The organism is Microvirga terrestris (assembly GCF_015694425.1).
In the GTDB taxonomy this organism is placed as follows: Bacteria; Pseudomonadota; Alphaproteobacteria; order Rhizobiales; family Beijerinckiaceae; genus Microvirga; species Microvirga terrestris.
In genome coordinates, this window is sequence record NZ_JADQDN010000001.1 from 475,545 (window position 1) to 501,001 (window position 25,457).

Annotated in this window: 30 protein-coding genes and 1 tRNA gene; 15 read left to right on the top strand and 16 right to left on the bottom strand. The window is 62.0% G+C overall.

What is annotated here, in order from left to right; genetic code table 11:
* Nucleotides 1–6: 6 nt before the first annotated feature.
* The 3 genes from I2H36_RS02125 (at nt 7) to I2H36_RS02135 (ending at nt 3,463) form a co-directional block, all read left to right on the top strand.
* Complete coding sequence (locus I2H36_RS02125) at nt 7–1,563, top strand: AMP-binding protein (protein ID WP_196262231.1); 1,557 nt, start codon at nt 7–9, stop codon at nt 1,561–1,563.
* 110 nt (nt 1,564–1,673) lie between these two features.
* Nucleotides 1,674–1,967, top strand: a complete 294-nt coding sequence (locus I2H36_RS02130; protein WP_196262232.1) for a hypothetical protein — start codon at nt 1,674–1,676, stop codon at nt 1,965–1,967.
* A 275-nt stretch (nt 1,968–2,242) separates the two neighbouring features.
* Nucleotides 2,243–3,463, top strand: a complete 1,221-nt coding sequence (locus I2H36_RS02135) for a porin (protein ID WP_196262233.1) — start codon at nt 2,243–2,245, stop codon at nt 3,461–3,463.
* Nucleotides 3,464–4,109: 646 nt separating this feature from the next.
* Here the strand turns inward: I2H36_RS02135 and I2H36_RS02140 are convergent.
* Together I2H36_RS02140 and I2H36_RS02145 are read right to left on the bottom strand one after the other, a co-directional pair.
* Nucleotides 4,110–4,262 (bottom strand): hypothetical protein, encoded by a 153-nt coding sequence (locus I2H36_RS02140; RefSeq protein ID WP_196262234.1) that lies wholly within the window; start codon nt 4,260–4,262, stop codon nt 4,110–4,112.
* Between the two features lie 106 nt (nt 4,263–4,368).
* The gene (locus tag I2H36_RS02145) at nt 4,369–4,557 is read right to left on the bottom strand and encodes a hypothetical protein (RefSeq protein WP_196262235.1); all 189 of its coding nucleotides are present in this window, start codon (nt 4,555–4,557) and stop codon (nt 4,369–4,371) included.
* Between the two features lie 429 nt (nt 4,558–4,986).
* Between I2H36_RS02145 and I2H36_RS02150 the strand changes: the two genes are divergently transcribed.
* The gene (locus I2H36_RS02150) at nt 4,987–5,382 is read left to right on the top strand and encodes a response regulator (RefSeq protein WP_196262236.1); all 396 of its coding nucleotides are present in this window, start codon (nt 4,987–4,989) and stop codon (nt 5,380–5,382) included.
* A 112-nt stretch (nt 5,383–5,494) separates the two neighbouring features.
* Here I2H36_RS02150 and I2H36_RS02155 read toward each other — a convergent pair whose 3' ends face one another.
* Both I2H36_RS02155 and I2H36_RS02160 read right to left on the bottom strand, forming a co-directional pair.
* On the bottom strand, nt 5,495–5,674 hold the full coding sequence (locus tag I2H36_RS02155; RefSeq protein WP_196262237.1) for a hypothetical protein: 180 nt from the start codon (nt 5,672–5,674) through the stop codon (nt 5,495–5,497).
* A gap of 229 nt (nt 5,675–5,903) precedes the next feature.
* Nucleotides 5,904–6,128, bottom strand: a complete 225-nt coding sequence (locus I2H36_RS02160) for a NepR family anti-sigma factor (protein WP_196262238.1) — start codon at nt 6,126–6,128, stop codon at nt 5,904–5,906.
* A 252-nt stretch (nt 6,129–6,380) separates the two neighbouring features.
* Between I2H36_RS02160 and I2H36_RS02165 the strand changes: the two genes are divergently transcribed.
* Entirely contained in the window at nt 6,381–6,548 is a 168-nt protein-coding gene (locus I2H36_RS02165; protein WP_196262239.1) for a hypothetical protein, read from the top strand.
* Nucleotides 6,549–7,058: 510 nt separating this feature from the next.
* On the opposite strand, the gene I2H36_RS02170 is transcribed toward I2H36_RS02165, so the two are convergent.
* The 4 genes from I2H36_RS02170 to I2H36_RS02185 all read right to left on the bottom strand — a co-directional run bounded on the left by I2H36_RS02170 (nt 7,059) and on the right by I2H36_RS02185 (nt 9,995).
* Entirely contained in the window at nt 7,059–8,186 is a 1,128-nt protein-coding gene (locus tag I2H36_RS02170; RefSeq protein ID WP_196262240.1) for a calcium-binding protein, read from the bottom strand.
* A 204-nt stretch (nt 8,187–8,390) separates the two neighbouring features.
* Nucleotides 8,391–8,476 (bottom strand) — tRNA-Leu (locus tag I2H36_RS02175).
* 67 nt (nt 8,477–8,543) lie between these two features.
* Nucleotides 8,544–9,731: an FAD-dependent oxidoreductase gene (locus I2H36_RS02180; RefSeq protein WP_196262241.1), complete on the bottom strand. Its 1,188-nt coding sequence runs from the start codon at nt 9,729–9,731 to the stop codon at nt 8,544–8,546.
* The gene (locus I2H36_RS02185) at nt 9,732–9,995 is read right to left on the bottom strand and encodes a zinc-finger domain-containing protein (RefSeq protein WP_196262242.1); all 264 of its coding nucleotides are present in this window, start codon (nt 9,993–9,995) and stop codon (nt 9,732–9,734) included.
* A 146-nt stretch (nt 9,996–10,141) separates the two neighbouring features.
* On the opposite strand from I2H36_RS02185, the gene I2H36_RS02190 reads away from it, so the two are divergent.
* Complete coding sequence (locus I2H36_RS02190; protein ID WP_196262243.1) at nt 10,142–10,906, top strand: alpha/beta fold hydrolase; 765 nt, start codon at nt 10,142–10,144, stop codon at nt 10,904–10,906.
* 58 nt (nt 10,907–10,964) lie between these two features.
* Nucleotides 10,965–11,456, top strand: a complete 492-nt coding sequence (locus tag I2H36_RS02195; RefSeq protein WP_196262244.1) for a class I SAM-dependent methyltransferase — start codon at nt 10,965–10,967, stop codon at nt 11,454–11,456.
* A gap of 2 nt (nt 11,457–11,458) precedes the next feature.
* Here the strand turns inward: I2H36_RS02195 and I2H36_RS02200 are convergent, their stop codons facing one another.
* Nucleotides 11,459–12,259, bottom strand: a complete 801-nt coding sequence (locus I2H36_RS02200; RefSeq protein ID WP_196262245.1) for an enoyl-CoA hydratase — start codon at nt 12,257–12,259, stop codon at nt 11,459–11,461.
* Between the two features lie 78 nt (nt 12,260–12,337).
* Between I2H36_RS02200 and cysE the strand changes: the two genes are divergently transcribed.
* The 3 genes from cysE (at nt 12,338) to I2H36_RS02215 (ending at nt 14,067) form a co-directional block, all read left to right on the top strand.
* Complete coding sequence (cysE, locus tag I2H36_RS02205) at nt 12,338–13,174, top strand: serine O-acetyltransferase (protein WP_196262246.1); 837 nt, start codon at nt 12,338–12,340, stop codon at nt 13,172–13,174.
* A gap of 90 nt (nt 13,175–13,264) precedes the next feature.
* On the top strand, nt 13,265–13,477 hold the full coding sequence (locus I2H36_RS02210; protein WP_196262247.1) for a DUF3126 family protein: 213 nt from the start codon (nt 13,265–13,267) through the stop codon (nt 13,475–13,477).
* Nucleotides 13,478–13,536: 59 nt separating this feature from the next.
* On the top strand, nt 13,537–14,067 hold the full coding sequence (locus I2H36_RS02215; RefSeq protein ID WP_196262248.1) for a gamma carbonic anhydrase family protein: 531 nt from the start codon (nt 13,537–13,539) through the stop codon (nt 14,065–14,067).
* A gap of 72 nt (nt 14,068–14,139) precedes the next feature.
* On the opposite strand, the gene I2H36_RS02220 is transcribed toward I2H36_RS02215, so the two are convergent.
* Nucleotides 14,140–14,823 carry a transglutaminase-like cysteine peptidase gene (locus I2H36_RS02220; protein ID WP_196262249.1) on the bottom strand — a complete coding sequence of 228 codons (684 nt, stop codon included), beginning with the start codon at nt 14,821–14,823 and terminating at the stop codon, nt 14,140–14,142.
* A 281-nt stretch (nt 14,824–15,104) separates the two neighbouring features.
* Between I2H36_RS02220 and I2H36_RS02225 the strand changes: the two genes are divergently transcribed.
* Together I2H36_RS02225 and I2H36_RS02230 are read left to right on the top strand one after the other, a co-directional pair.
* Nucleotides 15,105–15,920, top strand: a complete 816-nt coding sequence (locus I2H36_RS02225) for a rhomboid family intramembrane serine protease (protein WP_196262250.1) — start codon at nt 15,105–15,107, stop codon at nt 15,918–15,920.
* Nucleotides 15,921–16,056: 136 nt separating this feature from the next.
* Nucleotides 16,057–16,488 (top strand): CBS domain-containing protein, encoded by a 432-nt coding sequence (locus I2H36_RS02230; protein WP_196262251.1) that lies wholly within the window; start codon nt 16,057–16,059, stop codon nt 16,486–16,488.
* A 1-nt stretch (nt 16,489) separates the two neighbouring features.
* Here I2H36_RS02230 and I2H36_RS02235 read toward each other — a convergent pair whose 3' ends face one another.
* The 4 genes from I2H36_RS02235 to folE form a co-directional block, all read right to left on the bottom strand.
* A complete protein-coding gene (locus tag I2H36_RS02235; protein WP_196262252.1) occupies nt 16,490–17,500 on the bottom strand; it encodes a patatin-like phospholipase family protein in 1,011 nt (336 codons plus the stop codon).
* Between the two features lie 86 nt (nt 17,501–17,586).
* Complete coding sequence (locus I2H36_RS02240; protein WP_196262253.1) at nt 17,587–18,741, bottom strand: MFS transporter; 1,155 nt, start codon at nt 18,739–18,741, stop codon at nt 17,587–17,589.
* An 83-nt stretch (nt 18,742–18,824) separates the two neighbouring features.
* Complete coding sequence (hisI, locus tag I2H36_RS02245; protein ID WP_196262254.1) at nt 18,825–19,235, bottom strand: phosphoribosyl-AMP cyclohydrolase; 411 nt, start codon at nt 19,233–19,235, stop codon at nt 18,825–18,827.
* A gap of 9 nt (nt 19,236–19,244) precedes the next feature.
* Complete coding sequence (folE, locus tag I2H36_RS02250) at nt 19,245–19,880, bottom strand: GTP cyclohydrolase I FolE (protein ID WP_196262255.1); 636 nt, start codon at nt 19,878–19,880, stop codon at nt 19,245–19,247.
* Nucleotides 19,881–20,060: 180 nt separating this feature from the next.
* Here folE and I2H36_RS02255 point away from each other — a divergent pair, with 180 nt between their 5' ends.
* The 3 genes from I2H36_RS02255 (at nt 20,061) to thrS (ending at nt 22,961) form a co-directional block, all read left to right on the top strand.
* Nucleotides 20,061–20,507: an iron-sulfur cluster assembly scaffold protein gene (locus tag I2H36_RS02255; RefSeq protein ID WP_196262256.1), complete on the top strand. Its 447-nt coding sequence runs from the start codon at nt 20,061–20,063 to the stop codon at nt 20,505–20,507.
* Nucleotides 20,508–20,837 carry a membrane protein insertion efficiency factor YidD gene (gene yidD / locus I2H36_RS02260; protein ID WP_196262257.1) on the top strand — a complete coding sequence of 110 codons (330 nt, stop codon included), beginning with the start codon at nt 20,508–20,510 and terminating at the stop codon, nt 20,835–20,837.
* A 78-nt stretch (nt 20,838–20,915) separates the two neighbouring features.
* A complete protein-coding gene (thrS, locus tag I2H36_RS02265; protein ID WP_196262258.1) occupies nt 20,916–22,961 on the top strand; it encodes a threonine--tRNA ligase in 2,046 nt (681 codons plus the stop codon).
* 108 nt (nt 22,962–23,069) lie between these two features.
* Here thrS and I2H36_RS19865 read toward each other — a convergent pair whose 3' ends face one another.
* Nucleotides 23,070–24,452 carry a CBS domain-containing protein gene (locus tag I2H36_RS19865; RefSeq protein ID WP_246718601.1) on the bottom strand — a complete coding sequence of 461 codons (1,383 nt, stop codon included), beginning with the start codon at nt 24,450–24,452 and terminating at the stop codon, nt 23,070–23,072.
* 107 nt (nt 24,453–24,559) lie between these two features.
* Entirely contained in the window at nt 24,560–25,441 is an 882-nt protein-coding gene (locus tag I2H36_RS02280) for a hypothetical protein (protein ID WP_196262259.1), read from the bottom strand.
* Nucleotides 25,442–25,457 lie beyond the last annotated feature (16 nt).

The window sequence follows — 25,457 nt, forward strand, 5'->3', positions numbered from 1 at the left end:
GCGCCCGTGGCCGAGTTCGATAGTGCGCGGACGCGCAAAACCCTGTTCGGGGCCCTTCTCGATGCCAGGGATCGCTTCGGCCGCAACAAGGTCGCCCTGGAGGATCTGGAACGCCAGCCGATCACCTTCGGCCGCCTCGTCCTCGGCTCGCTGGTGCTCGGGCGCAAGCTCGCGAGCCTGACGAAGGAGCGCGAGCCCACCGGCGTGCTGCTGCCGAACGTGCAGGCGATTGCCGTCACCCTGTTCGGGCTCAACGCCTTCGGGCGCGTTCCGGCTTTCTTGAACTTCACCGCGGGTCTCAAGAATTTGAAAGCTGCCTGTGAGTTGGCCGGGATCGAAACCATCGTCACCTCCCGCCGCTTCATCGAGCAGGGCAAGCTCGACGACATCATCGAGGCTCTGGGAGAGGGTCGCCGGATCCTCTGGCTCGAGGACGTGCGGGCCGAACTGACCAGCCTCGACAAACTGCGTGGGCTTGTGGACTCGTGGATTGCGCGGCGCGTCCATGCCGGCGCACAGACGCAGCCGGACGATCCGGCGGTGCTGCTCTTCACCTCCGGGTCGGAGGGGGTGCCGAAGGGCGTGGTTCTGTCGAACGCGAACCTCGTGGCGAACGCCTACCAGGTGAAGGCGCTGGCGGGTGATATACTGAGGGACGACGACGTCTTCTTCGATCCCCTGCCGATCTTCCACTCCTTCGGCCTCACGGCAGGTTTGCTGACGGCGGTTCTCAACGGCATGAAATCGGTGCTTTATCCGAGCCCGCTGCATTACCGGCAGATCCCGAAGCTCGTGGCGGGAACGCGCGCCACGGTGATGCTCGCCACCGATACCTTCCTTCAAGCCTATGCCCGCGCTGCCGGCGAAAACGACCTGGCGAGCGTGCGCTTCGTAATTGCCGGAGCCGAACGCGTGAAGGACGAGACGCGCCGTCTCTGGGACCGGCACGGCACCGTGATCGTGGAAGGATACGGTGCCACCGAATGCTCACCGGTGATCGCGTGTAACCTTCCCGACGACAATCATCCTGGCACGGTGGGGCATGTCCTGCCCGGCATCGAATGGCGGTTGGAGCCTGTCGAGGGAATCCACGAAGGCGGACGTCTGCATGTGCGAGGGCCGAACGTGATGAAGGGCTACCTCGACGCGACTGCGCCCGGCGGCATCCGGCCGCCGCTGGAGGGCTGGCACGACACCGGCGACATCGTCACCGTGGATGATGGAGTCGTGACGATCCGGGGGCGGGCGAAGCGCTTTGCCAAGATCGCGGGCGAGATGGTGTCTCTGGCGGCCATCGAAGCAACAGTCCAATCTCTCTGGCCCGACAGCAGCCATGTGGTTGTGGCGATTCCGGACCCGCGGAAAGGCGAGCAGATCGTGCTCATCACCGACAAGCCGGACGCGGATCGTGACGCACTCATGGCCCATGCCAGGAACCATGGCTTTCCCGAGCTGTGGGTGCCGCGTTCCATTCTGGTTACGAGCATTCCCGTGCTGGGTTCGGGGAAGACCGATTATGCCGGCGCGGTCGATTTGGCGCGGCGCCTGCAACCGATGCTTTAGCGGCTTCGTGCTCTCTCCGGCCGGGGTGGCTCCGGTAACAAAGCTCCGCTTGAGGCGTTGTTATTCCCAAGATGTGTTCCCCTGGGGCACTCCGTATGAAGGGTATGACGATGCGAAAGACTGCTTGTGTTCTGGCTTTCATGGTCGCGGCATCTAGCGTCCAGGCTCAACCCCGGCCGATGACACCCAATATGACCTGCAACCAGGCTCGCGGTCTCGTCTTCTCGCGCGGCCAGATCGTTCTCGGGACCGGCACCTACACCTATGATCGCTACGTCAGCGATGGACGGTTCTGCCTGCGCGACGAGATGATTGAACCCGCCTTCGTCCCGACCCGGGACACGCCCCAATGCCCGGTCGGGTATGTTTGCCGGGAGTTCGACCTGGACTTCTTCGGAGATTGACCTGTTGAGTTAGTCAGATTGGGGAAGATGGGGCCTGCAGCAGCCGAGCTTCGGTTCATAAGACGAGTGACGCATCGGCAGGGGTTTGCGAGGCTGTTGAGTTTGGGCCACACACCCAAAAATAAAGCTGCAGACCCGCTTAGAATGCCCATCTTTTCGGCAGAGTGCGCGTTGCATGAGCGGATCCGAAGCGAAGCAGTATTGCGTCACACCTAAGCGTAAGTATGGTCACGGTTGTACATGGGTCTCGGACCCTGACTAACTTGGAGACACCCATGAAGCTCGCAAAGAGCCTCTTTCTTGGAACGGTCGCAGGTCTTGCGGCTGTCGCGGGGGCACAAGCCGCCGACCTGCCGGTCGCCAAGGCCGCTGCCGTCGAATACGTTCGCGTCTGCTCGACCTACGGCGCAGGCTTCTTCTACATCCCCGGCACGGAAACCTGCCTGCGAGTCGGTGGCCGCGTCCGCGCCGAGTATCTTTACCTTGAGCCTACGACTCGCGCGAACAACTCGATCGGCTTTCGCGCCCGTGGTCGTGTCGCTCTCGACGCCCGCACCGCTACGGCCTACGGCCTCCTGCGTGCTTACGTCCGCATGGAGATGGACCGCAACACCGGCGTTTACTTCGACAGCACGGGTAGGGGCACCGGCACCTCGCCGAACCTGGCTCAGGCCTACATCCAGTTCGGCGGCCTGACCGCCGGTCGCACGACCTCGTTCTTCACCAACGGCGACGTCGCGAACGAGAACTGGGGCACGCTCCGCTTCTACGACTATCCGGACGTGAATCTGCTCGCCTACACCTTCTCCTTCGGCAACGGCTTCTCGGCCACCCTGTCGCTGGAAGAAGGCGCCTTCGCGACCAACCTTGCCACGAATCTTGCTGGCGTCGGCGCTGGCCAGCGGGCTCCTGACCTCGTCGCTAACCTGAAGTATTCCGGCACCTGGGGTTCGGCTCAGCTTTCCGGCGCTCTGCATCAGCTCCGAACCAACACCCTCGTTGGCGGTGATTACGTCGACAGCGAACTTGGCTGGGCCGCCTCGGGCATGGTCAACGTGAACCTGCCGATGCTGGCTGAGGGCGATGCCCTGTGGTTTGCCGCCACCTACGCCGATGGCGCTCTCGGTTATCTCGGTTTCGATCCCGACAACTCGGTCGGAGTCGCTACGGGAACGGCCGTGGACGCCTATGTGGATCTTGATGGCGATCTCAACACCGGTCGCGGCTGGTCCCTTGCCGGTGGTCTGAACCACTACTGGACCCCGACCATCCGACAGAGCCTGTTCGGCTCCTATGCTCGCGTCGACTACAGCACGGCCGCCCCTGTTGCGGATTTCACCGAGTGGCGCGTCGGTTCGAACCTGATCTGGTCGCCGGTTTCCGGTCTCGACATCGGTGTGGAGGCCCTCTACTCCAACCTCAACCCGCGCGGCATCGTCGGCCAAAATGATGATGATGCTTGGGAAGGCCGTCTGCGCATTCAGCGCGACTTCTGATCGGCTTATTCCAATCCTATGGAAAACCCCGGTGGCGACACCGGGGTTTTCTTGTTTTAACCGCCTTCCTCACGAAGGCTCGTTTTGTCATTCAAGCGGGGTTCGCAGCCAAGGAGTGAAACGATGCCGAAGATGTTTATAGCTTTCACGGCGGTGTGGCTTGCGGTTGGGCTTAGTGGCTGCGTTGGGACGGCCGGGATTTCCACCTGGCAGTACCAATCAGGCCCAGGCTACGAGACCGCACGCGCGCAGGAGAACTTGGTTCAGGTAGATTCAGTCCAGGGTTTCACGCACGAGGCCTGTACGAGCGTGAGCAGACGGCAGGTTGCGGCATCGGGCAGTTTCACTGGAGGTGATCTGACCGCTTGCAGCTCCAATTAGTCTGATGCTTTAGCCAAGGAACGAAGCCTCACCTTGACCGTTGGCATGGGTCAATTCCATTTCGGGAGAGAATCCTCATGAACAACATCATCTGGCTCATCGGTGCAATCGTCGTGGTCCTGGCAATCCTGTCGTTCCTCGGACTGCGCTAAAGGCGAGCGGTGAACCTGCAGGACAGGACCCCGCATCACATGCGCTGTCCTGCAGTACTCGTCTTGTCACGTTTTCCGCCGTGATGTCTCTGACGGCGAGCCAGGACAGCGGTTCAGTGCAGAAGAACGAACACGACTGACACCACGTTCATGGTGGCCAAGAGGCCGATCATGACGGTGAACAGCGGCATGCCCCGCTTGCGCAATGCTTCAGCACCGCTTCCGTCTTCGAGATCCAGCTCCGGATAAGAATCCCTAAAGGTCATCTTCCGTTCGCTCCTCATGCTTACCTTGCGTTAGGCATGACACCATGAGCCTAGTTGAGAGACATTGACGTGCGGCTTCACACAAGCCGGTGGATGAGAGATGCTTTCAGTGGCGTGTCGCGCTCTTCTGGATTTGGAGCAATTGCCCTTCGATCGCCCGCATCCTCGTCATCAGTCGGTCTAGTTCGGAGAGGAGTTGCTTCTCGTCCCGCCGGGCCTCCTCGACCAATTCCAGTGAGGAGCCGTGGCGGATCCGATGCAAAGCATCGGCCAGCTTGCGGTCGAGAAGCCGCATATGATGCTCCAGGTCCAAGAATTCCTGGTGAAGCTGAGTCTCCTTAAACACGGCGAGGATCTCACGTGAGAACAGTCGGCTCAAGCTTAAGCTACAGCTTGGAAGGTGGTTCCTCTAGGTCAAAAACAGCATTCAAGAAAATTTCTCTAAGGCTAAGCTGAAACGGAGCGCTGTCTTCACCGTTCTGTGATGAGGGTATTTGCCCGAACGCGCCCGGCGTTCGGGGTATTTGATTGCTCACGGTCTTGTACAGGCTGCTCTCGAAAGCCTTGGCGCTTTTGATCGCATCCTGAGTTTTGACTGTATCGCACCGGCTGTCCGCATGGCGTTTCCGGAGCCGGATTTTCCCCCGTCAATCAGAGAGCCTGAGGATTGTTGATGCCTCATCGAAGGGCTCCAGGACAAGCAAACCGGAAGAGGAGACGGCTTATGGGACAGAGAATAGAGCCTTATCGCGTGGCCTTGATCGTCGAGGACGATTTCGAAGTCAGAGGCTTGGCGGCAGCTCTTCTCGAGGAAACAGATCTCAAGGTCGTCGAAACTTCCAGCGCGGAAGAGGCCCTGGATTATCTGACTCGGCACTCGGAAGAAGTGGCCTTTCTCTTTGCCGATCTCAGGCTTCCCTGCCTGATGGACGGGTTGGATCTGGTGCGAACCGTGCGGCTGAAATGGCCATGGGTCCGTACCGTCCTGACCTCCGGCAGACCTCTGGACGATGAAACCGGTGATGTTCCCCGTGAGGTCCGCTTCATGCCGAAGCCTTGGAGAGCCCTTGAGGTTCTGATGGAGGCGGAAAGGGCGTCTCAATCCCCTCGGAGGAACTAAAGGCCACTCAATCGAGGACCTTTCCGCGTCGTGTAGGAGGCTGGGTGGAACCTAGGCGCTTGCCGGGAATTGGCGTCAGCAGTTCGAAGAGGATTAACTGATGCCGAACACGTCAATTGCCACCGGATCTTTCCAGTCCCGCAGTGAGGCCAACCAAGCGGTCCAGCGCCTTATCTCGGCCGGGTTTGCCCGCAACAGCATCGAGCTTCATCGTCGCGATGACGATGAAGGCTATGATCTGGAAATCCACACCCGACAGGAAAATGTCAGGAGGGCTGAGCGCCTGATCCATGATGCTTCCATGCCGCTCTACGCCATGCGTCAGACCGCTTCCGGAGTGGTACATACCGCCAAGTCATATCCCTACGTTCTGCTCGGAGCCGGGATTCTGGCAGGGTTTCTGATCTATAGCCTCCTTCCGAAGGAAACGGCCTCAAAAGGCCATTCGCATCCGCGAAACCGTCGCAGACGCTGAGGATCCAATTATATCAAAGGAATGAGGACCATTGAGTTGATTTGGCCTAATGGTCCTCATTCCTTTCATGCAGGTGCAGCCTTTCAAGCCTCTCTAGTAATTGCGTGATGCGATCCGGGGCAGGTTCTTTCAGGATGCTCTGATAACTATGCCGAAGCTGACGTCCGAGATCCTTCAGCAATTCGGATTGTCCGGCTTCTGTCAGGCCATTGGAACCGATGCTCCATTCAGTGTTGCCTCCTGCGGCATAGGGGTGGTGCCGCTTTGGCATCGAAAATCTCCCTGATCTTTGTTGAACATGACCACAAAACGGGCGAGTTCCAGTTGGGTTGCGGCTAAGTTTTTGAAAAAGAACAGCCTTTCATACGTCGCCAAGATTGTCCGTCTGCCTCGAGGCAACGATCCTGTGCACTTCGTGTCGCCTTCTCTAACCCTAGTCTCAGGAGCCGGCGACTGCCGGTCGCATTGGCGTGATCGCCGTCATACGTCAAAGCTCAGCTTCAAGGTGGCTGGGGGCTGCGGGATGCGTGAAGTTCTAATGATATATCTGTGTGGCGTGATCGTGCTCCTCGCAGTCTCGACGATGATCAACGACGAGGAGAAGATCGGTCTTGATCACATTTTGATTGCCGGTTTCGGTTGGCCTGTCCTGACGCCTCTCCTAGCCTTCCGAGCTTGGCACGGCCGCTAGGATCTGCCGGTCCATAAATCTAGGGCGAGCGCACGCCGTCTTATGGACTTGGGAATGCTAGTTTCTTGAGAACGCAGAGCGCGGTACGCATCGGTATCCGATGGGACACTGGGTTGTGTCAGCCGTCGGCACCCATGCCGGATCCAAGGTCTCCCCGCCAGCGCAGGATGCAGAGGATCCGACATAGCGGTCGTAGGTGTAGGCCCCAGTGCTGAGGACAATGGCCCTCTGCGAGGCGACGAGGCCCTGTGCCTGAGCACAGGACATTCTCAAGGTCAGCGGACGGCTCTGCGCCCATGCGCCGGCACTGATCGATAAAAGGATCAGGACGGCAATCGCGCGAATGCGGCGAGGCAAGAAGGAGCCGGGGAGCATCGTTCGTCTCCAAAGATGCTGATCTAAAAGCACGGTTGACCATACCTATTGGCCATAGTGCTTGATGTGCTGGCACGCACAGCAAGCACTTGTGGCCACAGCGCCGGTGCTCCCCAGATTCCTAGATAGTTCTAGTTAGATGATCTGGAAGTCCAGGGATGTGATCCTCAAACCAGCTGAGAGCTTCGCAAACGCAAGCTGTTCGCTCGCGCCAGTACCGTCAGCGTCGTAGTAAAGGACCCCATTGTCGCGATCGTATAGGATGCGATCCGTTGAGTCCCTCGCTTCTTCACTTGTGCGGAACACGCCCGACTTCAATCGGCCTTCGCTTCCCAAACCGGTGAACGCTCGATTGTTCAGCCAGAACGTATCATCGGCAACCGAAAAATCTCGAATTCTGTCTACGCCTTCCAGGCTATCCGGAACGGCATTGTAGACAAAGACGTCCTTACCCGCACCGCCGTGAAAAATGTCTGCCCCTGCCTCGCCATAGAGATAGTCGTTTCCGCTTCCGCCGCTTAAATAGTCATCGCCGGAGCTGCCGTAGAGGCGGTCATTGTCACTGTTGCCGTAAAGAACATCGTTGCCGGCCCGACCTTCCAGGCGGTCGTTTCCGTTCCCGCCATACAGGGCATCATTGCCATTGCTGGCATGGATGCGGTCATCCCCGTCCTCGCCATAGAGGCGGTCGTTTCCATGGCCGCCATAAAGCCGGTCATTCCCAACGCCGCCCATGATCCGGTCGTTGTTCGCAGTTCCGAAGAGGGCATCATCCACATACATATACTGAAGCTGCCCATAGAGCGGAGCGTCGGACCGGCTGACATCATCCGGAAAGCTTGTGCTCAGGTTCAGCCCGACCGAATGAAGCACCGATGCCACGACGGAGTTGCTGTTCAGGTCTCCTCCGGGGGCTTCCCGGATGATGTCGATGCTGTAGTCCAGATCCGCCTTCTCGATGTTGTTGGCGTGCTGGACCATAATCTTCCAGACATCGTTGGCGTCTCTGGTGCCGAGATCGAGGACTTCGCGGTGCCTCTCCTCAGGCGTGTCCGAACCTCTCCTGTCGATGGAGGTCGCCAGATTGGCATCGACCAGAGTCTCAAGATCGCCATTCGATCCTGCGGTGCCGCGGATCACCTTCTCCGAGACGACGCGCCCCTGTTCGTCCATGACGGTCTTGACGAGGTACAGGTGCAAAAAGCCAGTATCGATGCCCTCGAATTCGACGGGCTTGGCTTCAATGGCGATGACGGTCGGCATAGGCGCACTCCTACAGGGGGCCAAGTCGCCCCGGACGCTTCATATCTCCATCAACTTTGCTTGTGGCTTCGCCGTTCCGGTGAAAGCCTTGGAATTCGGCGCTTTGATTGTCGCAGCCGATTCAAGCGAGGATCGGCAGCAGGGCGAATACTTGGAAGAGTTGCGCTTCCCAGGATGGTGCTGGCGATGAATGAAGCGATATCATGGTGCGGACGGCGGGGGTCGAACCCGCACGGGCATAGCCCGAGGGATTTTAAGTCCCTTGCGTCTACCGGTTTCGCCACGTCCGCTTTAGCAATGAGGGTTATCGATCTGCGGGCTTGAGCGCAAGCCCAACCATGCGCGTCGGATCTTCGTTCAGCCCGGAGCTCGGAAGCCGTAGAGCCAATCGTACCGCTTCGTCATGCCCTGGGGGCCGAGATGGCGCATGACCCGGTCGCGCCCGAAGGCCACCAGGGCGCTCGCATGGTAGATGCGCCCGTTCGTGCGCGCTTCCTTCTGGACCCATACCGCGCGCCCCAGGCGCTGCTTTTCATAGGCCGCGAGGATGCCCGAAATGTCGGCCTGTGCATCGCGCAGCAAGGAGGCAAGGGTCGCCGCTTCCTCGATCGCCATCGCGGCGCCTTGAGCTAGGAAGGGCAGGACCGGATGGGCGGCATCGCCAAGGAGGGCGATCCGGCCTTTGGCGAGGCGCTCGGCCGGATGGTCGAAGAGCGACCAGCGCAACCATTCCTGCGGCAAGGCGAGCAGATCGCGCAGGATAGGCGCCGCCCAGGCATAGCGGGCGAGCAGGTCTTCGCGCTGCCCTGGAGCGGCCCAGCCCTCTACGGGAGCGGGATTTCTCTCGATGGCCACGACATTGACCAATCTGCCGCCAGCGATGGGGTAGTGCACCACATGCCCCTGCGACCCGAGCCAGAGACCGGTCTCATCGCCGGCGAGTTCTGCCGGGGCGGCGCTGCGGTCGAAGATGGCCCGCCAGGCAACATAGCCGCGATAGGTGGGTGGCCTCCTGTCGCCGATCTGCTGCCTGACCTTCGACCACAATCCATCGGCACCGACGATCAGGTCGGCCGCCAGGGTCTCGCGCGCTCCGCCGGCGGAGATCCAGGTGAGAGAGGCTTGTGAGGAATTGCTCGCGATGCTCTCCACCGTCCGTCCCATGACAAGGCGGATCGACGGTTCGGACCGGACGGCGTCGAGCAGGATCGTCTGGAGATCGGCCCGATGCACGACCCAATAGGGCGCTTCGAACCGTTCGCGCATGAAGGCGCCGAGAGCCACCTCGCCGATGTGCTTGCCCGAGCGGATCGCACGCACCACGACGCGCTCCGGCTCCGTCACCACGCGACGGAGCGCCGGGCCGAGCCCGAGCTTGATGAGGATGCGGCTGGCATTGGGCGAGAGTTGGAGGCCTGCCCCGACCTCGCTGAAACCGGTCCGGCGCTCGACCAGCGTGACCGCGTGGCCCTGCCGGGCCAGGGCCAGGGCCGCCGTCAGACCGCCGATGCCGGCGCCGACAACTGCAATCGAGAGGGTCGGCACTTAACGGGAAGAGGGGGCAGTCGCGAAATCGGGCTCCCAGACGCATTCGGCCGGGCGGGCCTCGTCAGCCTTCAAGGAAGGATCGTACTTGAACAGGGTCGAGCAGTAGGAGCAGATCGTCTCGCTGTCATAGCCCATGTCGATGAAGATATGGGGATGATCGAAGGGCGGCGTCGCCCCGATGCACATGAACTCCTTCGAGCCCACATGAATGACGGGAACACCCGGATCGTTATGGAAGTGGGGAGTGCCTTTATCAGCCATTGCCGTTGCTCTGAAGCGATGAAATTTGGCGCACCATAATGGCCGATCGGCCATGCGCCTAGAGCAAATTTCCACCGATTGCATCCGGCGATCCGGGTGCTTAGGTTGCGCCTGCTTCCCTTCAGGCTCCAACCCCAGCCGGTCCAATGCGCTATTTCAATTCCAACGGCGTGAGCATCGCCTACATCGACGTGCCGCCCCATGAGGGGGAAGGCGATACGATCCTGCTCATTCATGGCTTCGCCTCGAACCATGCGGTGAACTGGGTCAATACCCTCTGGGTGAAGACCCTGACGCGGGCCGGATACCGGGTCGTTGCCTTCGACAATCGGGGGCACGGGCAGAGCGAGAAGCTCTACGACCCTGAGGCCTACAATTCCTACCGCATGGCGGAGGACGGTGTGCGCCTGCTCGACCATCTTGGCATCGATCGAGCCGATGTGATGGGCTATTCCATGGGCGCGCGGATCACCGCCCACATGGCGCTCACTGCCCCCGACCGAATGCGCTCCATGCTGCTTGGCGGCTTAGGGATCCATCTTGTCGAGGGCGTCGGTCTGCCGCTCGGCATCGCGGATGCCATGGAGGCGCCCTCCCTCGCCGACCTCACCGATCCCATGCAGCGCATGTTCCGGGCCTTTGCCGAGCAGACGGGCAGCGACCTCAAGGCGCTGGCCGCCTGCATCCGCGGGACCCGGCAGGTGCTGACGAAAGAAGAGGTCGCCTCGATCACGCTGCCCACGCTGGTTTCGGTCGGCACGAAGGATGATGTCTCAGGCTCAGGCCCGGAACTCGCCAGGCTGATCCCGAACGCAACGGCCCTCGACATTCCGGAACGCGACCACAACCTTGCCGTGGGCGACAAGGTGCACAAGCAAGGTGTGCTCGACTTCTTGGCGCAACGCCCGTGAGGCGGTTGCCTTTGCTTTAAAAGGCTCCTCCCCATATCCGTGCAGGCAGGAGCAATGAATGACCCGACTCGACTCTGTGATCCGGCGGCTGACCGCCCAGCGCGACCTCCTGAACTGGGCGGCTCAGGAAATCAGCCCCACGGGGTTTGTTCTCGAGCTCGGCCTCGGCAACGGTCGCACCTATGACCACCTGCGGACTAAGATGCCTGGCCGGGAGATCTACGCCTTCGAGCGCTCGCCGGCGGCCCATCCGGATTGCTATCCGCCTGAAGGTTACCTGATCGTCGGGGACATCTTTGAAACCCTCCCGGCCTTCATCAAGAGGTTGGGACATGGCGCGGCAGCGCTCGTTCACACCGATATCGGCACCGGAGACGAGGAGGCGAACCGCCAGCTTGCCCTGCGGCTGTCGCCCCTGCTCGATTCCCTGCTCCAGCCCGGAGGGCTGCTGATCGCGGATCGTGCCTTCGAGATGCCATCCTGCACCGACATCTCGTCCCGGACGAACGTGCCGGAAGGCCGTTACTTCGTGTATCGCCGCAACGCCTGAACCTAGCGCCCGGTGAAGACCGGCCTGCGCTTTTGCAGGAAGGCCTCGCGGCCCTCTACGGCGTCGGCGCTCTCGAAGCACAGATCCGCAAGAGCCATGGCGTCGGCATTCGGGTGCGTCACGCCGACGGCTTCGTCGATGGCCGCCTTGGCGGCCTTGATCGTCAGAGGCGCGTTCTCCGCGATGTTTTCAGCCAGCGCCTGTGTGACGTGTTCGAGTTCTTCATCGCGAACCAATCGCTGGACGACACCCAGGCTGTATGCCTCCTGGGCGTCAAGTCGCCGTGCCGTGAAGAACAGGTCCTTAGCCGCGGGAGCCCCGACGGCTGCGGTCACGAGCTTCATGGCCCCCGGAGGATATCCAACCCCGAGTCGGGCGGCCGGAATGCCGAAAATGGCGTTCTCGGAGGCAACTCGCAGGTCGCAGGAGAGCGCAAGGCCGAAGCCGCCGCCGAGGCAGAAGCCGCGAATCATGGCGATGACGGGCTTTGAGCAGTGGGCCACGGCGCAGAAAGCCGCTTCGTTGGCAGCCTCATAGAGCCGCCCACCTTCGGCATTGGCCCGCACTGTAGCGAATTCGGCGATGTCGGCTCCGGACGTGAAGGAGGCTTGGCCTGTGCCCCTCAGGACAATCAGCCGGACGTTCGGATCCCGGCCGAGAGCATCCATCAACGACGGGAAGGCCTTCCACATCTCCAGGTCCACAGCGTTGTGCTTAAGTACGTTGTCGATGGTCAAGGTCGCAATGCTACCGCTAAGGGAGACGGCAAGCTTGGACGTCGCTGGCGAAAAAGAGTAGATCATGGCTCGTTTGGATCTGTGGTAAGGGCCCAGGCTTCTTATTTATGATTGAGGCATTCGCCTAGCCGGCAGGAGACTACCATGACACAGACCCGCCTGAAGCCGGGATCCCTCGATTCCGTGGCCGGAAAGGTCGATCCGATTTGGGACCGCCTCCGTTCCGAGGCTGAGGCCATCGTCCAGGCCGAGCCGGCAATCGCCGGCTTCGTTCTGAGCGCTATCCTTCATCAGCCGAGCCTGGAAGCTTCTGTGATCCACCGAGTCGCCTCCCGTCTTGGCCATGCGGCTGTGCCGTCTGACATCATCGAGCAGATCTTCCTTGAGACCGTGGAGAGCGACAGCACCATCGGGGCGGCCATGAGGGCGGATATCAGCGCCGTCCTCGACCGGGATCCCGTGGTCACCCGGGCCATCGAGCCCGTGCTCTACTTCAAGGGCTTCCACGCCATTCAGACCCATCGGCTGGCTCATTGGCTGTGGAAGCGCGGCCGGCAGGATTTCGCCCTCTATCTCCAGAGCCGCTCGTCCGAGGCGTTTCAGACCGACATCCACCCGGCAGCGCGCATTGGACGCGGCATCTTCCTCGACCACGCCACCGGGCTCGTGGTGGGGGCCACCGCGGTTATCGAGGACAATGTCTCCATGCTCCAGGATGTGACCCTGGGCGGAACCGGTAAGGAGCGAGGCGACCGGCATCCGAAGATCCGCCAGGGCGTGCTTATCGGCGCCGGCGCCAAGATCCTCGGCAATATCGAGATCGGCCGTTGCGCCAGAATTGCCGCAGGCTCTGTCGTGCTCAAGCCCGTGCCCCATAATGCCACGGTGGCCGGCGTTCCTGCCAAGGTTGTCGGGACAGCCGGCTGCGAGGAGCCGGCACGGTCCATGGATCATTGCTTTTCCGACACCGATGGAATCTGAGGACGGGATCCATCCGGGACCTATCCTCGCTTGCTCGCGTTTGCCGGGCGTGGCAATTGCAGCAAACGTGACAGTAAGAAAGGACCTGTAGTGGATAAAACCGAGATGGCTAAAGTCGAGCGCTACCTGCGCCAGACCTTTGCGAACCACTCGATCCGCATCGTCGGACGGCCGAAGAAGACCGATTCAGCGGAAGTTTACATCGGTGAGGAATTCGTCGGCGTTCTTTTCGTCGACGACGAGGACGGCGACCGCTCCTTCAACTTCACCATGGCGATCCTCGATACGGATCTCGAGGACTAGGCGCTTTTTTGCAGCAGACCTCTTTCGAGGTTCTGCTGCATCTCCCTGCTGGACCATCGATGCCGATCTACAGCCTCGACGACACCGCCCCAATCCTCCCCGAACCCGGTCACTTCTGGATCGCTCCGGATGCCCATGTGATCGGCAAGGTCCGGCTGGGGCGGGATGTCGGCATATGGTTCGGCGCCGTGCTGCGCGGCGACAACGAGCTGATCGACATCGGCGAGGCCACGAACATTCAGGAAGGCGCGCTGCTGCACACGGATATGGGGGCACCCTTGAGCGTCGGTCCAGGGTGCACCATCGGGCACAAGGCCATTCTCCACGGATGCACCATCGGCGAGAACTCCCTGATCGGCATGGGTGCCACTGTGCTCAACCATGTGCTCATCGGGGCCAATTGCCTCGTGGGAGCGAATGCGCTCGTGACCGAAGGCAAGGAGTTTCCTGACAACTCCCTCATCGTTGGTGCTCCGGCCAAGGCAATCCGGGTTCTCGATGAGGAGGCTGTCGAGCGGCTTCGTCTGTCGGCCAGGAGCTATGTGCAGAACTGGCAGCGTTTCGCCAAAAAAATGAGGCGGATCGACTGATCCGCCTGAGGTCTTCTGACATCGATGGTGGAAAGCGACGAAGCCGGCGTTGGTGAATGCCGGCTTTGAGTCTTAGCGGTTGGCCGTGGTGGTCGGCGACGAGACGATGCCGCCCAATGAGACCCAGCCGGTCGCGTCCTGGCTCTCGCGCTTGATGTAGACATAGCCGGTGCGGTGCCAGGGGAGGACCGAGGAGGTCTTGTTGTCGAGGACGAAGTCGCCACGGCTGGTGCGGACCATCAGCACGGCGTGACCTTCGCCGAGTTCATCGATCACGACCGTCATGCGCATCGCCCGGCGGGGCAGGCCCGCCGCCACGAGAAGGCGGCGCTTCAGAAGCTGGAAGTCCTCGCAGTCGCCCTTGCCATCATCCGGGAAGCCCCAAGTGTCAACGACGCCGAAGTGATCCGCGTCCGTCACGGCTTTGATGCTCGAGTTCACGCGCTGATTGACCGACACTATGGTCTTCCACGCCTGAGGCGTCAGGTCGATCTTGTCGGCCTCCGTCACATCGACGGTGCATTCGGACCGGAATTGCTCGCAGAACTGGGACCAGCCGAGGATTGGCTTGGCAACGCCGATGCTTGAAATCGGGGCGCTGTTGACCGGCAGGGATGCCAGGGTTTGGGCGTGAGCGGCGGCACCGCACAGGAGGAGGGACAATCCGAGGAAAACTGTTTTGATGAAACTGCCGGAAAATGCCGACTTCTCATTTGCGCCACAGAAAAGGCCGTTCTTGAAATAATTCTGCCGCATGCCCCACCAGCCGGTAACGTTCTTTTAACCAAACTGACATGGTTACATTTGGGGCTCAAGCGGAAAGTAAAAGGTGAGTTAACGCGTCGCGCTTCGCTCGGTTCCGTTATGGTTAACAAAAAATTATCAGGGTATGGGGCAGGGTCTGTAGGGCTTCCTCTTCGTTAAGCTTGATTGCCGCTAAGTCGTTGGTTTTTCTCGACCGGGAGGCCAAATAGAGATTAGGTCGCATTGGCCTTCCTCCCGAAATTCCCGGCAGCCGTCTTAGACAAAAGTATTGCATGTCCCCACACCCGCCCCGCGTCCGTGAGCCGATCCTCAACCTTCCGGCTGTCATCGCCGTCTGCCTGGTGGCGCTGATCGGCATTCATGCCGTCCGGATGCTCCTGTCCGACGAATCGGATTTCATGCTGATCATCGACTGGTCGGTGATTCCGGCCCGCTGGTCCGTCGCCTTCGGAGGCGTCCAGGTGGAGGACGTCATGAGGCCTCTGCGCGAGGGCGTGGCGGAAGAAACGATTACCCCGCTGATGGCCCTGGCGCAGTATGTCCTGGAAGGCGAGGAGGGCAGGCCGTGGACGGCGTTGACCTACGCCTTCCTGCACGGATCCTGGGCGCATGTTCTGATCAACAGCGTCTGGCTGGCAGCCTTTGGGACACCCATCGTGCGCCGTTGCGGCGCTGGGCGGTTCTTCATCCTGTCGGCGGTGTCCGCGATCACCGGAGCGGCTCTCTACGCCATCATGAACCCTTTGCAGGTCCTGCCGATGATCGGCGCCTCCGGAGCCGTGTCGGGTCTCATGGCGGCAGCCTCCTGGTTCATGTTCGCTCCGGCCTCGTGGCACTGGGAGGGGCGCCTGACGCAGCCCCATGAACGACCCCGGGAAACCCTGGGGCACATGATCCGCAACCGGCAGGTTCTGATCTTCCTTGGGATCTGGTTCGCGGCGAATTACGTGTTCGCCTTCATTCAGCCTTTGGGGATTACGGATGCGAGCATCGCCTGGGAGGCGCATCTCGGCGGCTTCCTTGCAGGGCTCTTCGTTTTCCCTCTGATCGACCCGCTTCCCGCACGGGCCAAGCGCATCTCGGCTTGAAACTGAGGCAGTTTGCGCTGATCATCCAAAGCTGACGTAGGGTTTCCACCCAAAGTCGTGGGTGTCTGACCCAGCATCAGCCTAGCGGATGCGAGGGCTCACGGTCCTTCGCCGTTCGCGTAACGGGAGGGAATCAATGATCGTCAATCGTATTCTTTCGCTCAAGGGTCGCGATGTCGCGACCATCGATCCGGGCCGGACTCTAAGCGAAGCGGCCAAGGTTCTTGCCGAGCGCAGGATAGGTGCCCTTCTCATCGTGGATGGTCAAAGGCCCGTGGCAGGCATCATTTCCGAACGTGACATTGTCCGGGCAGTGGCAAACTACGGTGCCAAGGCGCTGGAAGAGCCCGTCTCCCGCTTCATGACTGAGAAGGTTTTGACCTGTACGGGGGAGACCCCGATCCCTCACGTGATGGAGTTGATGACCCAACAGAAGTTCCGGCACGTCCCGGTCGTCGAGGGAGGGCGCCTTGTCGGGATCGTGTCGATCGGCGACGTGGTGAAGGAGCGCCTCGAAGAGGTCGAAGCCGAGGCCGAGGCGATCAAGGAATACATCGCGACAGCCTAGATTAGCGTGGCTGAGATTCCTGCAGCAGTTCAAGAATATCCGGCAGCGCGCGCTCCGTGGCCTGCCGGCCCAGGGTGATGCATTCCTGTGCTCGGTGGAACTCGAACAGCCCCATCTTGGCGAGTTTCGGCGCCACCATGATGTCCGGCGGATCGCCGGCGAGGCGCGAGCGGGCGATCCGGTCCTGGGTGATGTTGAAGGCGTCCACCATCACGGTCGCCATGCCCGGTGCATTGGGCTTGCGCAGCTTCTCCCCCCGGCCGCCCGGAAAGATGCCCCAGCGCCGCGGGGCCTCCTCGATTACCTCCTCGATCTCCTGCTCGTCGCTCGTCCCGGCATCGTAGGACTGGATGACCGTGCCGCGAACGCGCACCTCGCCGTTGAGGTTCACACAGATGACGATGTCGGCTCCCAAGGCGCGGGCCGCCGTGATCGGAATCGGATTGACCAGAGCGCCATCCATGAGCCAGCGCCCTCCGATGAGGACCGGGTCGAAGACGCCGGGCAGAGCATAGGACGCGCGCATGGCCTGAACGAGGGGGCCGCGCGTCAACCAGATTTCGTGGCCGCTCACCAGTTCGGTCGCGATGGTGCAGAACTTGACCGGCAGTGTTTCAACCCGCCGGTCCGTCAGGTCCCGGTCGAGAAGACTTTGCAGGCGCCCGCCGGCGATGAGACCCGCCCCGCTGAAATGGAAGTCGAGGAGGCCCATGACGCGGCGCTTGGTCAGGGAAAGGGCGAAGGCCTCCAGCTCATCCAGCTTCCCCGCCGCATAGCAGCCGCCGACGACGGCGCCGATGGAGCAGCCGGCAATCACGTCCGGAACGATTCCGGCTTCCTTGAGGGCTCGGAGGACACCGATGTGGGACCAGCCCCGGGCCGCGCCGCCGCCCAATGCCAAGCCGATCCGGGTCCTGGCGCGAGGATCGCGCTCGACAGGTGCCTTGATCTCCGTCACTCCCCCACCGCCCCCTGAACCGGCGCTGCGCCGGGCAATCCCGTCCCACAACATTGATCAACTCCACGGCACTGCGTCCGTTATACCGGCTTCCCATGAAACCCGCGTGAACATGCCCTCAAGTTTCAATTAGGACTGGTTCATGAAAACTGAACAGTGGAGCGCTGAAGAGCTCGCTGCGACATGATGATGATCACGAAGGTGAAGACGACCAGCAGGCCGAGCATCGCTCGCAGGCCAAAGACTTCACCGCCGAAGCCGATCAGCGGCGGTCCCATCAGCAACCCGCCGTAGCCGAGCGTCGCCACCATGGCGACGCCCATGCTGGGCGGAATCCCCTTCATCTGGCCGGCTGTGCTGAACAGGACCGGCACCGTATTGGCCAGACCGATGCCCACGAGGGCAAAGCCGATGGAGGCGGGCAGGGGCGAGGGCAGGATCATCGCCAGGGCAAGACCAGCGGCCGAAAGGAGCCCGCCGAGCTGAAGGGTGCGCGCCCGCCCGAGGTGACGTACCGCGTAATCGCCCATGAAGCGACAGATGGTCATGGTGAGCGAGAAGGCGGCGAAGCCCGAAACGGCCGTTTCCAGGCTCGCACCGGCCACGGTCTGAAGGTAGATCGCCGACCAGTCGATGACAGCGCCCTCGACGACGAAGCAGAACATGGCCAGCACCGCGAGGAGAACGACCGGGCCTCGGGGCCATGCGAAGCCGTGGCCCTCGGTCGCTCGTTCCGTCTCACCCATGGTCCAGAAGCCCGTCACAAGGAACAGAAGCCCCATTCCTGAGCAGGAGATCAGCAGCGTCGGGAAGATCCCGATGTCGGACGCTATGAGAAGGCCGGACAAAGCGGCTCCCGCCAGCCCTCCGAGGCTGAAGAAGGCGTGAAAGGACGACATGATCGCCGCACCCCAGGCCTTCTCGACCACGGTGGCATTCGTGTTCATGGCGATGTCCATGGTGCCGTTGCAGGCACCAGCCACCAGGGAGGCGGCGACGAAGAGCGGAAGGCTCGGCGCGAGACCCGGCACGAGCAGGGCGGCCGCGAAGGAAAAAGCCGCGATGAGGGTCATCGTCCGGCTGCCGACGACGGCGACGGCCCAGCCGATTGCCGGCATGAGGGCGACGGCGCCGAGAGAGAAGGCCAGAAGCCCAAGGCTCAGCTCCCCATCGGAGAGGCCGAGCGACACCTTGAATCGGGGGAGCTGCGCCGCCCAGGTGCCGATGCCGAAGCCGTTGCCGAAGAAGATGGCGCTGGCCGCCACCCGCGCGAGGAGTAGGTCACGTCGTGTCATGCGGCGTACCTATCGCGGATGCGGGAAACGTGCACCCATTTCGTGGCGGAGGGCAGCCCTGTATTTTGGGAGGACTGCCGCTATCAATCTATAACGAGGCGGGCAGCGCCTGCGGATATCTCGACCTTGCGGTAAAAACAGGAGCGGCGCCCTGTATGGCAGCAACCGCCGTCGCCCGCGACCTTCACCTTCAGGAGAAGGGCGTCCTGGTCACAATCGACCCGAATTTCCAGGACAGTCTGGACCTGCCCGCTGGTTGCGCCCTTGTGCCAAAGCTCACCGCGGGAGCGGGACCAGTACCAAGCCTCGCCGGTCTCCAGGGTCTTTGCCAGGGCCTCCTGGTTCATATGCGCGACCATGAGGATCTCGCCCGTCACGGCATCCATGGTGACGCAGGCGACCAGCCCGTCCGCTCCGAAACGAGGGGACAAGATGCTGCCTTCCTCGAGCTCTGTCTTGGAACCGGGAGGCGGAAAGAGATTGGAAAAGGACATGCGAGGGCCTCAGCCCCGGCCGTTGCGCACCAGGGTGAGGAAGCGCACCTGTTCGGCGGGGTCTTCCTTGAAGACACCTGTGAACTGGGTCGTCAAGGTCAGGGCTCCGGCCTTCTGAATGCCGCGCATGGACATGCACATGTGCTCGGCCTCGATCATCACAGCCACGCCGCGCGGGGCGAGCGCCTTGACCATGGCCGAAGCGATCTGAGCCGTCATGGTCTCCTGCGTCTGCAACCGGCGCGCATAGGCGTCCACGAGGCGGGCGAGCTTGGAGAGGCCGACCACGCCCTTGGTGGGGTAATAGGCCACGTGCGCCACGCCATAGAACGGCACCATGTGGTGCTCGCAATGGGAATAGAATGGGATGTCGCGGACGAGCACGATATCGTCATAGCCTTCGACTTCCCTGAAGACCTTGTCGAGGATCTCGGAGGGGTCCTCCGCGTAACCCGAATAGAGCTCGCGGAAGGCTTTGGCCACGCGCTTGGGTGTATCCTGAAGTCCCTCTCGCGTCGGGTCGTCTCCAGCCCAGCGGAGCAGGGTGCGAACGGCCGCCTCAGCCTCTTCCCGGGTCGGGGCCGCAACAGGCTTGTCCGCGGCTGAGTTCAGACGCGTAGACCAGGACTTGACGGCATCACTCACTCGGGGGCCCCTTTCTCAACTCTTCACCTGGGAAGCCTGGCAGCTCCCCGTGTTCGCATGCTTCACCGCCCCCATGCTCGTCGAGACGTTTCTGGGCGGAGTTTTGAGGTACTACGCTGTGTAGTAGATACCCATATAGAGTTAAAGGGTATATTCCCAATCGTAATGTCACATCCCAATATGTTGAACGATATATACAGCCGACGCATCCTTGAGCTTGCAGCCGATATTCCGCATCTTGGGCGTCTGTCCGATGCCGATGCATCCGCGACGGCGCGCTCCAAGCTCTGCGGTTCGATGGTGACGGTCGACGTGAAGCTTGACGGGAACGTGGTGACGGCCTTCGCCCATGACGTAAAAGCCTGTGCTCTGGGCCAGGCCTCGTCCTCGATCATGGGACGCTATGTCATCGGCTCGACAACCGGAGAACTCCATGACATTCGCGAGAAGGCAATGCACCTGCTCAAGGCGGGCGGCGAGGTGCCTCAGGGTAAGTGGGAGGACCTGAAGATCCTGGAGCCCCTGCGGGACTACAAGGCCCGGCATGCCTCCATCCTCCTCACCTTCGATGCCGTCGTGGATGCTCTCAATCAGATTGAAGCGCGGCGTGTTCAAGGCGCGGAATAGATGCCGAGCCCCGTCCAGAACGCCGCTCACTGGGCCATCCGCGGCTACCAGCTGAGCCTGTCCGGGCTCATCGGCCGCCAGTGCCGTCACCTGCCCTCGTGCTCCGAATACACCGACGAGGCGATCCAGCGGCACGGGTTCTGGCCGGGCGGCTGGATCGGCTTCGCGCGAATCTGCCGCTGCGGGCCGTTCGGCACGTCGGGGCTCGATCTCGTGCCTGAAGCGTTGCCCGAGGGCGCCTCCTGGTATAAGCCGTGGGCTTATGGTCGCTGGCGGGGCGTCAATTCTCCCTCGATCATCTGCGAGGCAGCCGAACCTGACGGCGGCTGACTTCGCCTTCCTTTCAGCAAACCGTCGGCCCCCGCTTACCTGCTCCGTTGGCAGGAGTGAGCCAGGAGATACTTTGACATGATTACCCTGACATTTCCCGATGGCGCCCAGCGCCAGTTTGAGCCCGGCATCTCCGGCCGCGAGATCGTGGAAGGCATCGCCAAGTCGCTGGCCAAGCGGACCGTCGCCATGGCGCTTGACGGCACGGTCGCCGATCTCGCCGATCCGATCACCCAGGATGCTAAGATTGAATTTCTCAACCGCGAGGACCCGCGTTCGCTTGAGCTGATCCGGCATGATTGCGCGCACGTGCTCGCAGAAGCCGTGCAGGAGCTTTTCCCGGGGACCCAGGTGACCATCGGTCCTGTGATCGAGAACGGCTTCTATTACGACTTCGCCCGCAACGAGCCCTTCACCCCGGAGGACTTCCCGGCCATCGAGGCGAAGATGCGCGAGATCATCACGCGCGACAAACCCTTCACCAAGGAAGTGTGGGATCGCGACAAGGCCAAGCAGGTGTTCGCCGAGAAGGGTGAGAGCTACAAGGTCGAGCTCGTCGACGCGATCCCGGAAGGCCAGGATCTGAAGATCTATTCCCAGGGCGAGTGGTTCGATCTCTGCCGCGGTCCGCACATGACCTCCACGGGCAAGATCGGCAACGCCTTCAAGCTCATGAAGGTGGCGGGCGCCTATTGGCGTGGCGACTCGAACAACGCGATGCTCACGCGCATCTACGCGACAGCCTGGGCTTCGCAGGAGGAGCTGGACAACTACATCCGCCAGCTCGAGGAGGCCGAGAAGCGCGACCACCGCCGTCTGGGCCGCGAGATGGACCTGTTCCACTTCCAAGAGGAGGGGCCGGGCGTCGTCTTCTGGCACCCGAAGGGCTGGACGGTGTTCCAGGAGCTGATCTCCTACATGCGCCGCCGCCTGAAGGGCACCTACCAGGAGGTCAACGCACCGCAGATCCTCGACAAGGCCCTGTGGGAGACCTCCGGTCACTGGGGCTGGTACTCGGACAACATGTTCGCGGTAAAATCGGCATCCGCCTTCCTGCGCCCGAACGATCCAGAGGCGGACCAGCGCCTCTTAGCTCTCAAGCCGATGAACTGCCCGGGCCACGTACAGATCTTCAAGCACGGCTTGAAGTCCTATCGTGACCTGCCGCTGCGCCTCGCCGAATTCGGCAACGTGCACCGCTATGAGCCGTCCGGCGCGCTTCACGGGCTGATGCGCGTGCGCGGCTTCACCCAGGACGATGCGCATATCTTCTGCACGGAAGAGCAACTCGCCGATGAGTGTCTGAAGATCAATGATCTGATCCTCTCCACCTACGCCGATTTCGGCTTCGACGAGATCGTCGTGAAGCTCTCCACGCGTCCTGAAAAGCGCGTCGGCACGGACGAAATGTGGGATCATGCGGAAGACGTGATGACCCGCGTCCTCAAGCAGATCGAGGATCAGTCGGGCGGGCGCATCAAGACCGCAATCAACCCGGGTGAGGGCGCTTTCTACGGTCCGAAGTTCGAGTATGTGCTTCGCGATGCCATCGGCCGCGACTGGCAGTGCGGCACCACCCAGGTGGACTTCAACCTCCCGGAGCGGTTCGGCGCCTTCTATGTCGATGCCGATGGTCAGAAGAAGACTCCCGTCATGGTGCACCGCGCGATCTGCGGCTCCATGGAGCGCTTCACCGGGATCCTGATCGAGCACTTCGCCGGCCATTTCCCGCTCTGGCTCGCGCCGGTGCAGGCGGTGGTCGCCACCATCACGTCCGAGGGCGATGGATACGCCATGGAGGTGGTGCGCGCCGCCGAAGCTGCCGGCCTTCGCGTCGAGGCCGACCTGCGCAACGAGAAGATCAATTATAAGGTCCGTGAGCATTCGCTCGTGAAGGTGCCGGTTCTTCTCGTAGTGGGTCGGAAAGAGGCCGCCGAGCGTACGGTCTCCATCCGCCGCCTGGGCAGCCCCGAGCAGAAGACCATGACCCTCGATGAGGCCTTGAAGGCGCTCGCCGCCGAGGCGGTCACGCCGGATCTTAAGCGAGTTGCGAAAGCGGTCTCGGAGCCGGAAGGCCACGCGACGCTCGACGGGCATCACGTGGTCGAGCGGACGGTCGCTTAAATTTCTCCTGAACGGAAAAAGGCGGCGCTTCCCAACAGAAGCGCCGCCTTTCTTTGTTGCCAGCAAACTCAACCTTTTCAGGATGAGTGCAGAGTTAGATGAAAGGCCTCAGCTCGTCTGACGCTGCCGCCCGCTGGTGCGGCCATCGGGTGCGGTGCCGGCTGTCGTCCCCGCTGTTCCACTGCCGGGATTGCCGGTCGCTGCGCCTGCATCGCCGGCTTCCGTGCCGGTGGCGTGTTTGTCCTGGCGTTGTCCGACCCTCAAGTTGTTCTGCACGTGGGCCACACCGGAGACGGCCTCCGCAAGGTCTTCGGCCAGACGCCGCTCATTGCGGTCGCGCACAGTGCCGGTGAGGGTCACTTCCCGGTTCTGCACCTGCACCTCGATCTCCGAGGCATCGATCATCGCATCATCCATGAGACGCTCGCTGATATCCTCGCGGATGCGTTCATCGGAGCGCTGGTAACCCTTCGGGCCACGGCCCTGGTGCTCGCCTCGGCGGACCTCGCCGCGGCTGGCGGTGGCGTCGTTGCCGAAGCGGGTGTTGCCGGGGCCCATGCCGTAGTTGCTGTGGTCACGCCGCTCGTTCACGAGGCTCCAAGTGCGTTCGCGATCCTGCATGCGGCGATCATCCTCGCTGCTGTCGTCTCCCGGACGCGCTCGCCCGCCCGTGATGGTCGAAGCGCCATAGCGCGGCGGTTGAAACCCTCTGCCGGCGGAGCCGCGGCCTGCGAACTCGTCGCCATAGCTCTGATAGCCATCGCCCCCGAAGCCGCCACGCATGCGGGAGTCGCGGGCGCCCTCCTGGCCGGGATAGCCGAAGCTGCCGAAGGCGGCACGAACGTCGTCCTCTTCGCGGAACCGGAACTGTTCGCGTCCTGGCCTGCGGGTGTTGTCCGTGGATCCGCGACTGCCTCTGTCGCGGTAGTCATTCGGGCGGTGCCGGAAAGTGTCGTCGCGGCTGGCGTCGTTCATGCGGCGCTCCAGCTCGCGGCGCTCGTCGGCCGTCAGGCGCGCCTGTCCACTGCCCCGGGTCTGGTCGGCACGGGCGCTCGTGGGCGTGCCGGAGCGGTCGGGCTCCGACGGGGTTGAAATGCGATGCAGGGCGTGGGTGGCCTCGCCCTCGACATCGGTCGCTAGATCACCAAGCGCCACAATGCCGACCAGGTGCTTATCGTGGTCGACCACAGGCAGGCGGCGGATCTGATGGTCACTCATCAACTGAACGATATGGTTCACGTCGTCATCGTCGAAGCACCACCATACATTGTCGGACATGATATCCCGCACGCGGGTGGTATCTGGCGCGAGGCCTGCAGCCGTGGCCCGGACGGTAATGTCGCGGTCCGTCACCATGCCGCGCAGCCGCCGCCCATCGCAAACAGGCAGGACACCGACATTCATTTCATCCATGAGCCGTGCTGCTTCCTGGATGGTCCCGTCTGGACTCACCACACGCACGTTGCGGGTCATGATCTCTGCGACTTTCATGGGCTTCCTCTCCTGCAAGGTCACGCCTTGGGAGTACGGGCTCATGCGTGGCGCGACCTGTCATTGGTGTTCCGTCAATGCCGCGGGGCCGGAAAGGTTCAGGGCTGTCAGGGCTTGGCGAGAACCTCGATATCGCGGTCGAGTCCGCTCTCGATCTTGAACTCGCGGGTATAGACCTTGCCCTCATGGCGGGCGATCAGAACATATTCGCCCTCGGCCAGGGTCACGGACGGGAAGGCGCCGATGGCCTCGCGGATCACGTCACCGCCGGGGGTGAGCACGCTGAAGGCCGTGCCGGCAAAGGCTTCGCCGCCTGCGGATGCCACCAGCTTCATAGTCACGGTGGCAGCGCGATGGTTGAGGGTTGCCTCGGTGACGCGGCCCGATTCCACCTTCAGGTCACTACGCATGATGGCGTTGGCGTCGCCGTAGGTGGAGACGACGTGATAGGTTCCTTCGGGGAGGCGGATCATGTCGTTTGCCTTGGCTTCGGCAATCACGAGCCGTCCTTCCGAGTTCTGCGCCTCCGGCACATAGACCGAGAAGGTGAGGCGGTTGGCTGGAATGGGGCTCCCGCTGACCGCTCCTTTGAGCTGAAGCGCGCCTGCATTGATTGCGAGACGTTCGTTGAGATTGCCGCGCTGCACGCTGATGCGCTTCGAAGCGCTCGCAAACCCATAGGCCACGTGAATGACGTAGTTGCCGGGCGAGAGGGTGAAGCTCGGCGCAGGGCTGGTGGAGCGGGCGACGATCACCGGCTGGGAGGCATCCCCGCGATCCTCATAGATCCGCCAGACGAGGCCTGAGCGGATCGGTTCATTGCTCCCGGCAAAGGTCGCGCCCGCATTCACAGTCACCTGCCCGATGGAGATCGGGGGCTGGTTCTGGGACATGGACGGGACAGCAGGAGACTGGGCCGAAGCCGCAGATGCTGCCAGGAGCGCCAAAAAGCTGAAGATTGAAGAGCATGGGTTCACGGAAAATAACATCGTTCTGAAAAATCGC

Bases quoted from the DNA above. Each gene is read 5' to 3' on its own strand.
- I2H36_RS02220 (WP_196262249.1), bottom strand. From the start codon at position 14,823: ATGCGGCAGAATTATTTCAAGAACGGCCTTTTCTGTGGCGCAAATGAG.
- cysE (WP_196262246.1), top strand. From the start codon at position 12,338: ATGACACAGACCCGCCTGAAGCCGGGATCCCTCGATTCCGTGGCCGGA.
- I2H36_RS02230 (WP_196262251.1), top strand. From the start codon at position 16,057: ATGATCGTCAATCGTATTCTTTCGCTCAAGGGTCGCGATGTCGCGACC.
- I2H36_RS02140 (WP_196262234.1), bottom strand. From the start codon at position 4,262: ATGACCTTTAGGGATTCTTATCCGGAGCTGGATCTCGAAGACGGAAGC.
- I2H36_RS02195 (WP_196262244.1), top strand. From the start codon at position 10,965: ATGACCCGACTCGACTCTGTGATCCGGCGGCTGACCGCCCAGCGCGAC.
- I2H36_RS02235 (WP_196262252.1), bottom strand. From the start codon at position 17,500: ATGTTGTGGGACGGGATTGCCCGGCGCAGCGCCGGTTCAGGGGGCGGT.
- I2H36_RS02165 (WP_196262239.1), top strand. From the start codon at position 6,381: ATGCGTGAAGTTCTAATGATATATCTGTGTGGCGTGATCGTGCTCCTC.
- hisI (WP_196262254.1), bottom strand. From the start codon at position 19,235: ATGTCCTTTTCCAATCTCTTTCCGCCTCCCGGTTCCAAGACAGAGCTC.
- I2H36_RS02190 (WP_196262243.1), top strand. From the start codon at position 10,142: ATGCGCTATTTCAATTCCAACGGCGTGAGCATCGCCTACATCGACGTG.
- I2H36_RS02170 (WP_196262240.1), bottom strand. From the start codon at position 8,186: ATGCCGACCGTCATCGCCATTGAAGCCAAGCCCGTCGAATTCGAGGGC.
- yidD (WP_196262257.1), top strand. From the start codon at position 20,508: ATGCCGAGCCCCGTCCAGAACGCCGCTCACTGGGCCATCCGCGGCTAC.
- I2H36_RS02200 (WP_196262245.1), bottom strand. From the start codon at position 12,259: ATGATCTACTCTTTTTCGCCAGCGACGTCCAAGCTTGCCGTCTCCCTT.
- I2H36_RS02130 (WP_196262232.1), top strand. From the start codon at position 1,674: ATGCGAAAGACTGCTTGTGTTCTGGCTTTCATGGTCGCGGCATCTAGC.
- I2H36_RS02150 (WP_196262236.1), top strand. From the start codon at position 4,987: ATGGGACAGAGAATAGAGCCTTATCGCGTGGCCTTGATCGTCGAGGAC.
- I2H36_RS02255 (WP_196262256.1), top strand. From the start codon at position 20,061: ATGTTGAACGATATATACAGCCGACGCATCCTTGAGCTTGCAGCCGAT.
- I2H36_RS02160 (WP_196262238.1), bottom strand. From the start codon at position 6,128: ATGCCAAAGCGGCACCACCCCTATGCCGCAGGAGGCAACACTGAATGG.
- thrS (WP_196262258.1), top strand. From the start codon at position 20,916: ATGATTACCCTGACATTTCCCGATGGCGCCCAGCGCCAGTTTGAGCCC.
- I2H36_RS02225 (WP_196262250.1), top strand. From the start codon at position 15,105: ATGTCCCCACACCCGCCCCGCGTCCGTGAGCCGATCCTCAACCTTCCG.
- I2H36_RS02155 (WP_196262237.1), bottom strand. From the start codon at position 5,674: ATGGATCAGGCGCTCAGCCCTCCTGACATTTTCCTGTCGGGTGTGGAT.
- I2H36_RS02145 (WP_196262235.1), bottom strand. From the start codon at position 4,557: ATGCGGCTTCTCGACCGCAAGCTGGCCGATGCTTTGCATCGGATCCGC.
- I2H36_RS02240 (WP_196262253.1), bottom strand. From the start codon at position 18,741: ATGACACGACGTGACCTACTCCTCGCGCGGGTGGCGGCCAGCGCCATC.
- I2H36_RS19865 (WP_246718601.1), bottom strand. From the start codon at position 24,452: ATGAAAGTCGCAGAGATCATGACCCGCAACGTGCGTGTGGTGAGTCCA.
- I2H36_RS02135 (WP_196262233.1), top strand. From the start codon at position 2,243: ATGAAGCTCGCAAAGAGCCTCTTTCTTGGAACGGTCGCAGGTCTTGCG.
- I2H36_RS02185 (WP_196262242.1), bottom strand. From the start codon at position 9,995: ATGGCTGATAAAGGCACTCCCCACTTCCATAACGATCCGGGTGTTCCC.
- I2H36_RS02280 (WP_196262259.1), bottom strand. From the start codon at position 25,441: ATGTTATTTTCCGTGAACCCATGCTCTTCAATCTTCAGCTTTTTGGCG.
- I2H36_RS02215 (WP_196262248.1), top strand. From the start codon at position 13,537: ATGCCGATCTACAGCCTCGACGACACCGCCCCAATCCTCCCCGAACCC.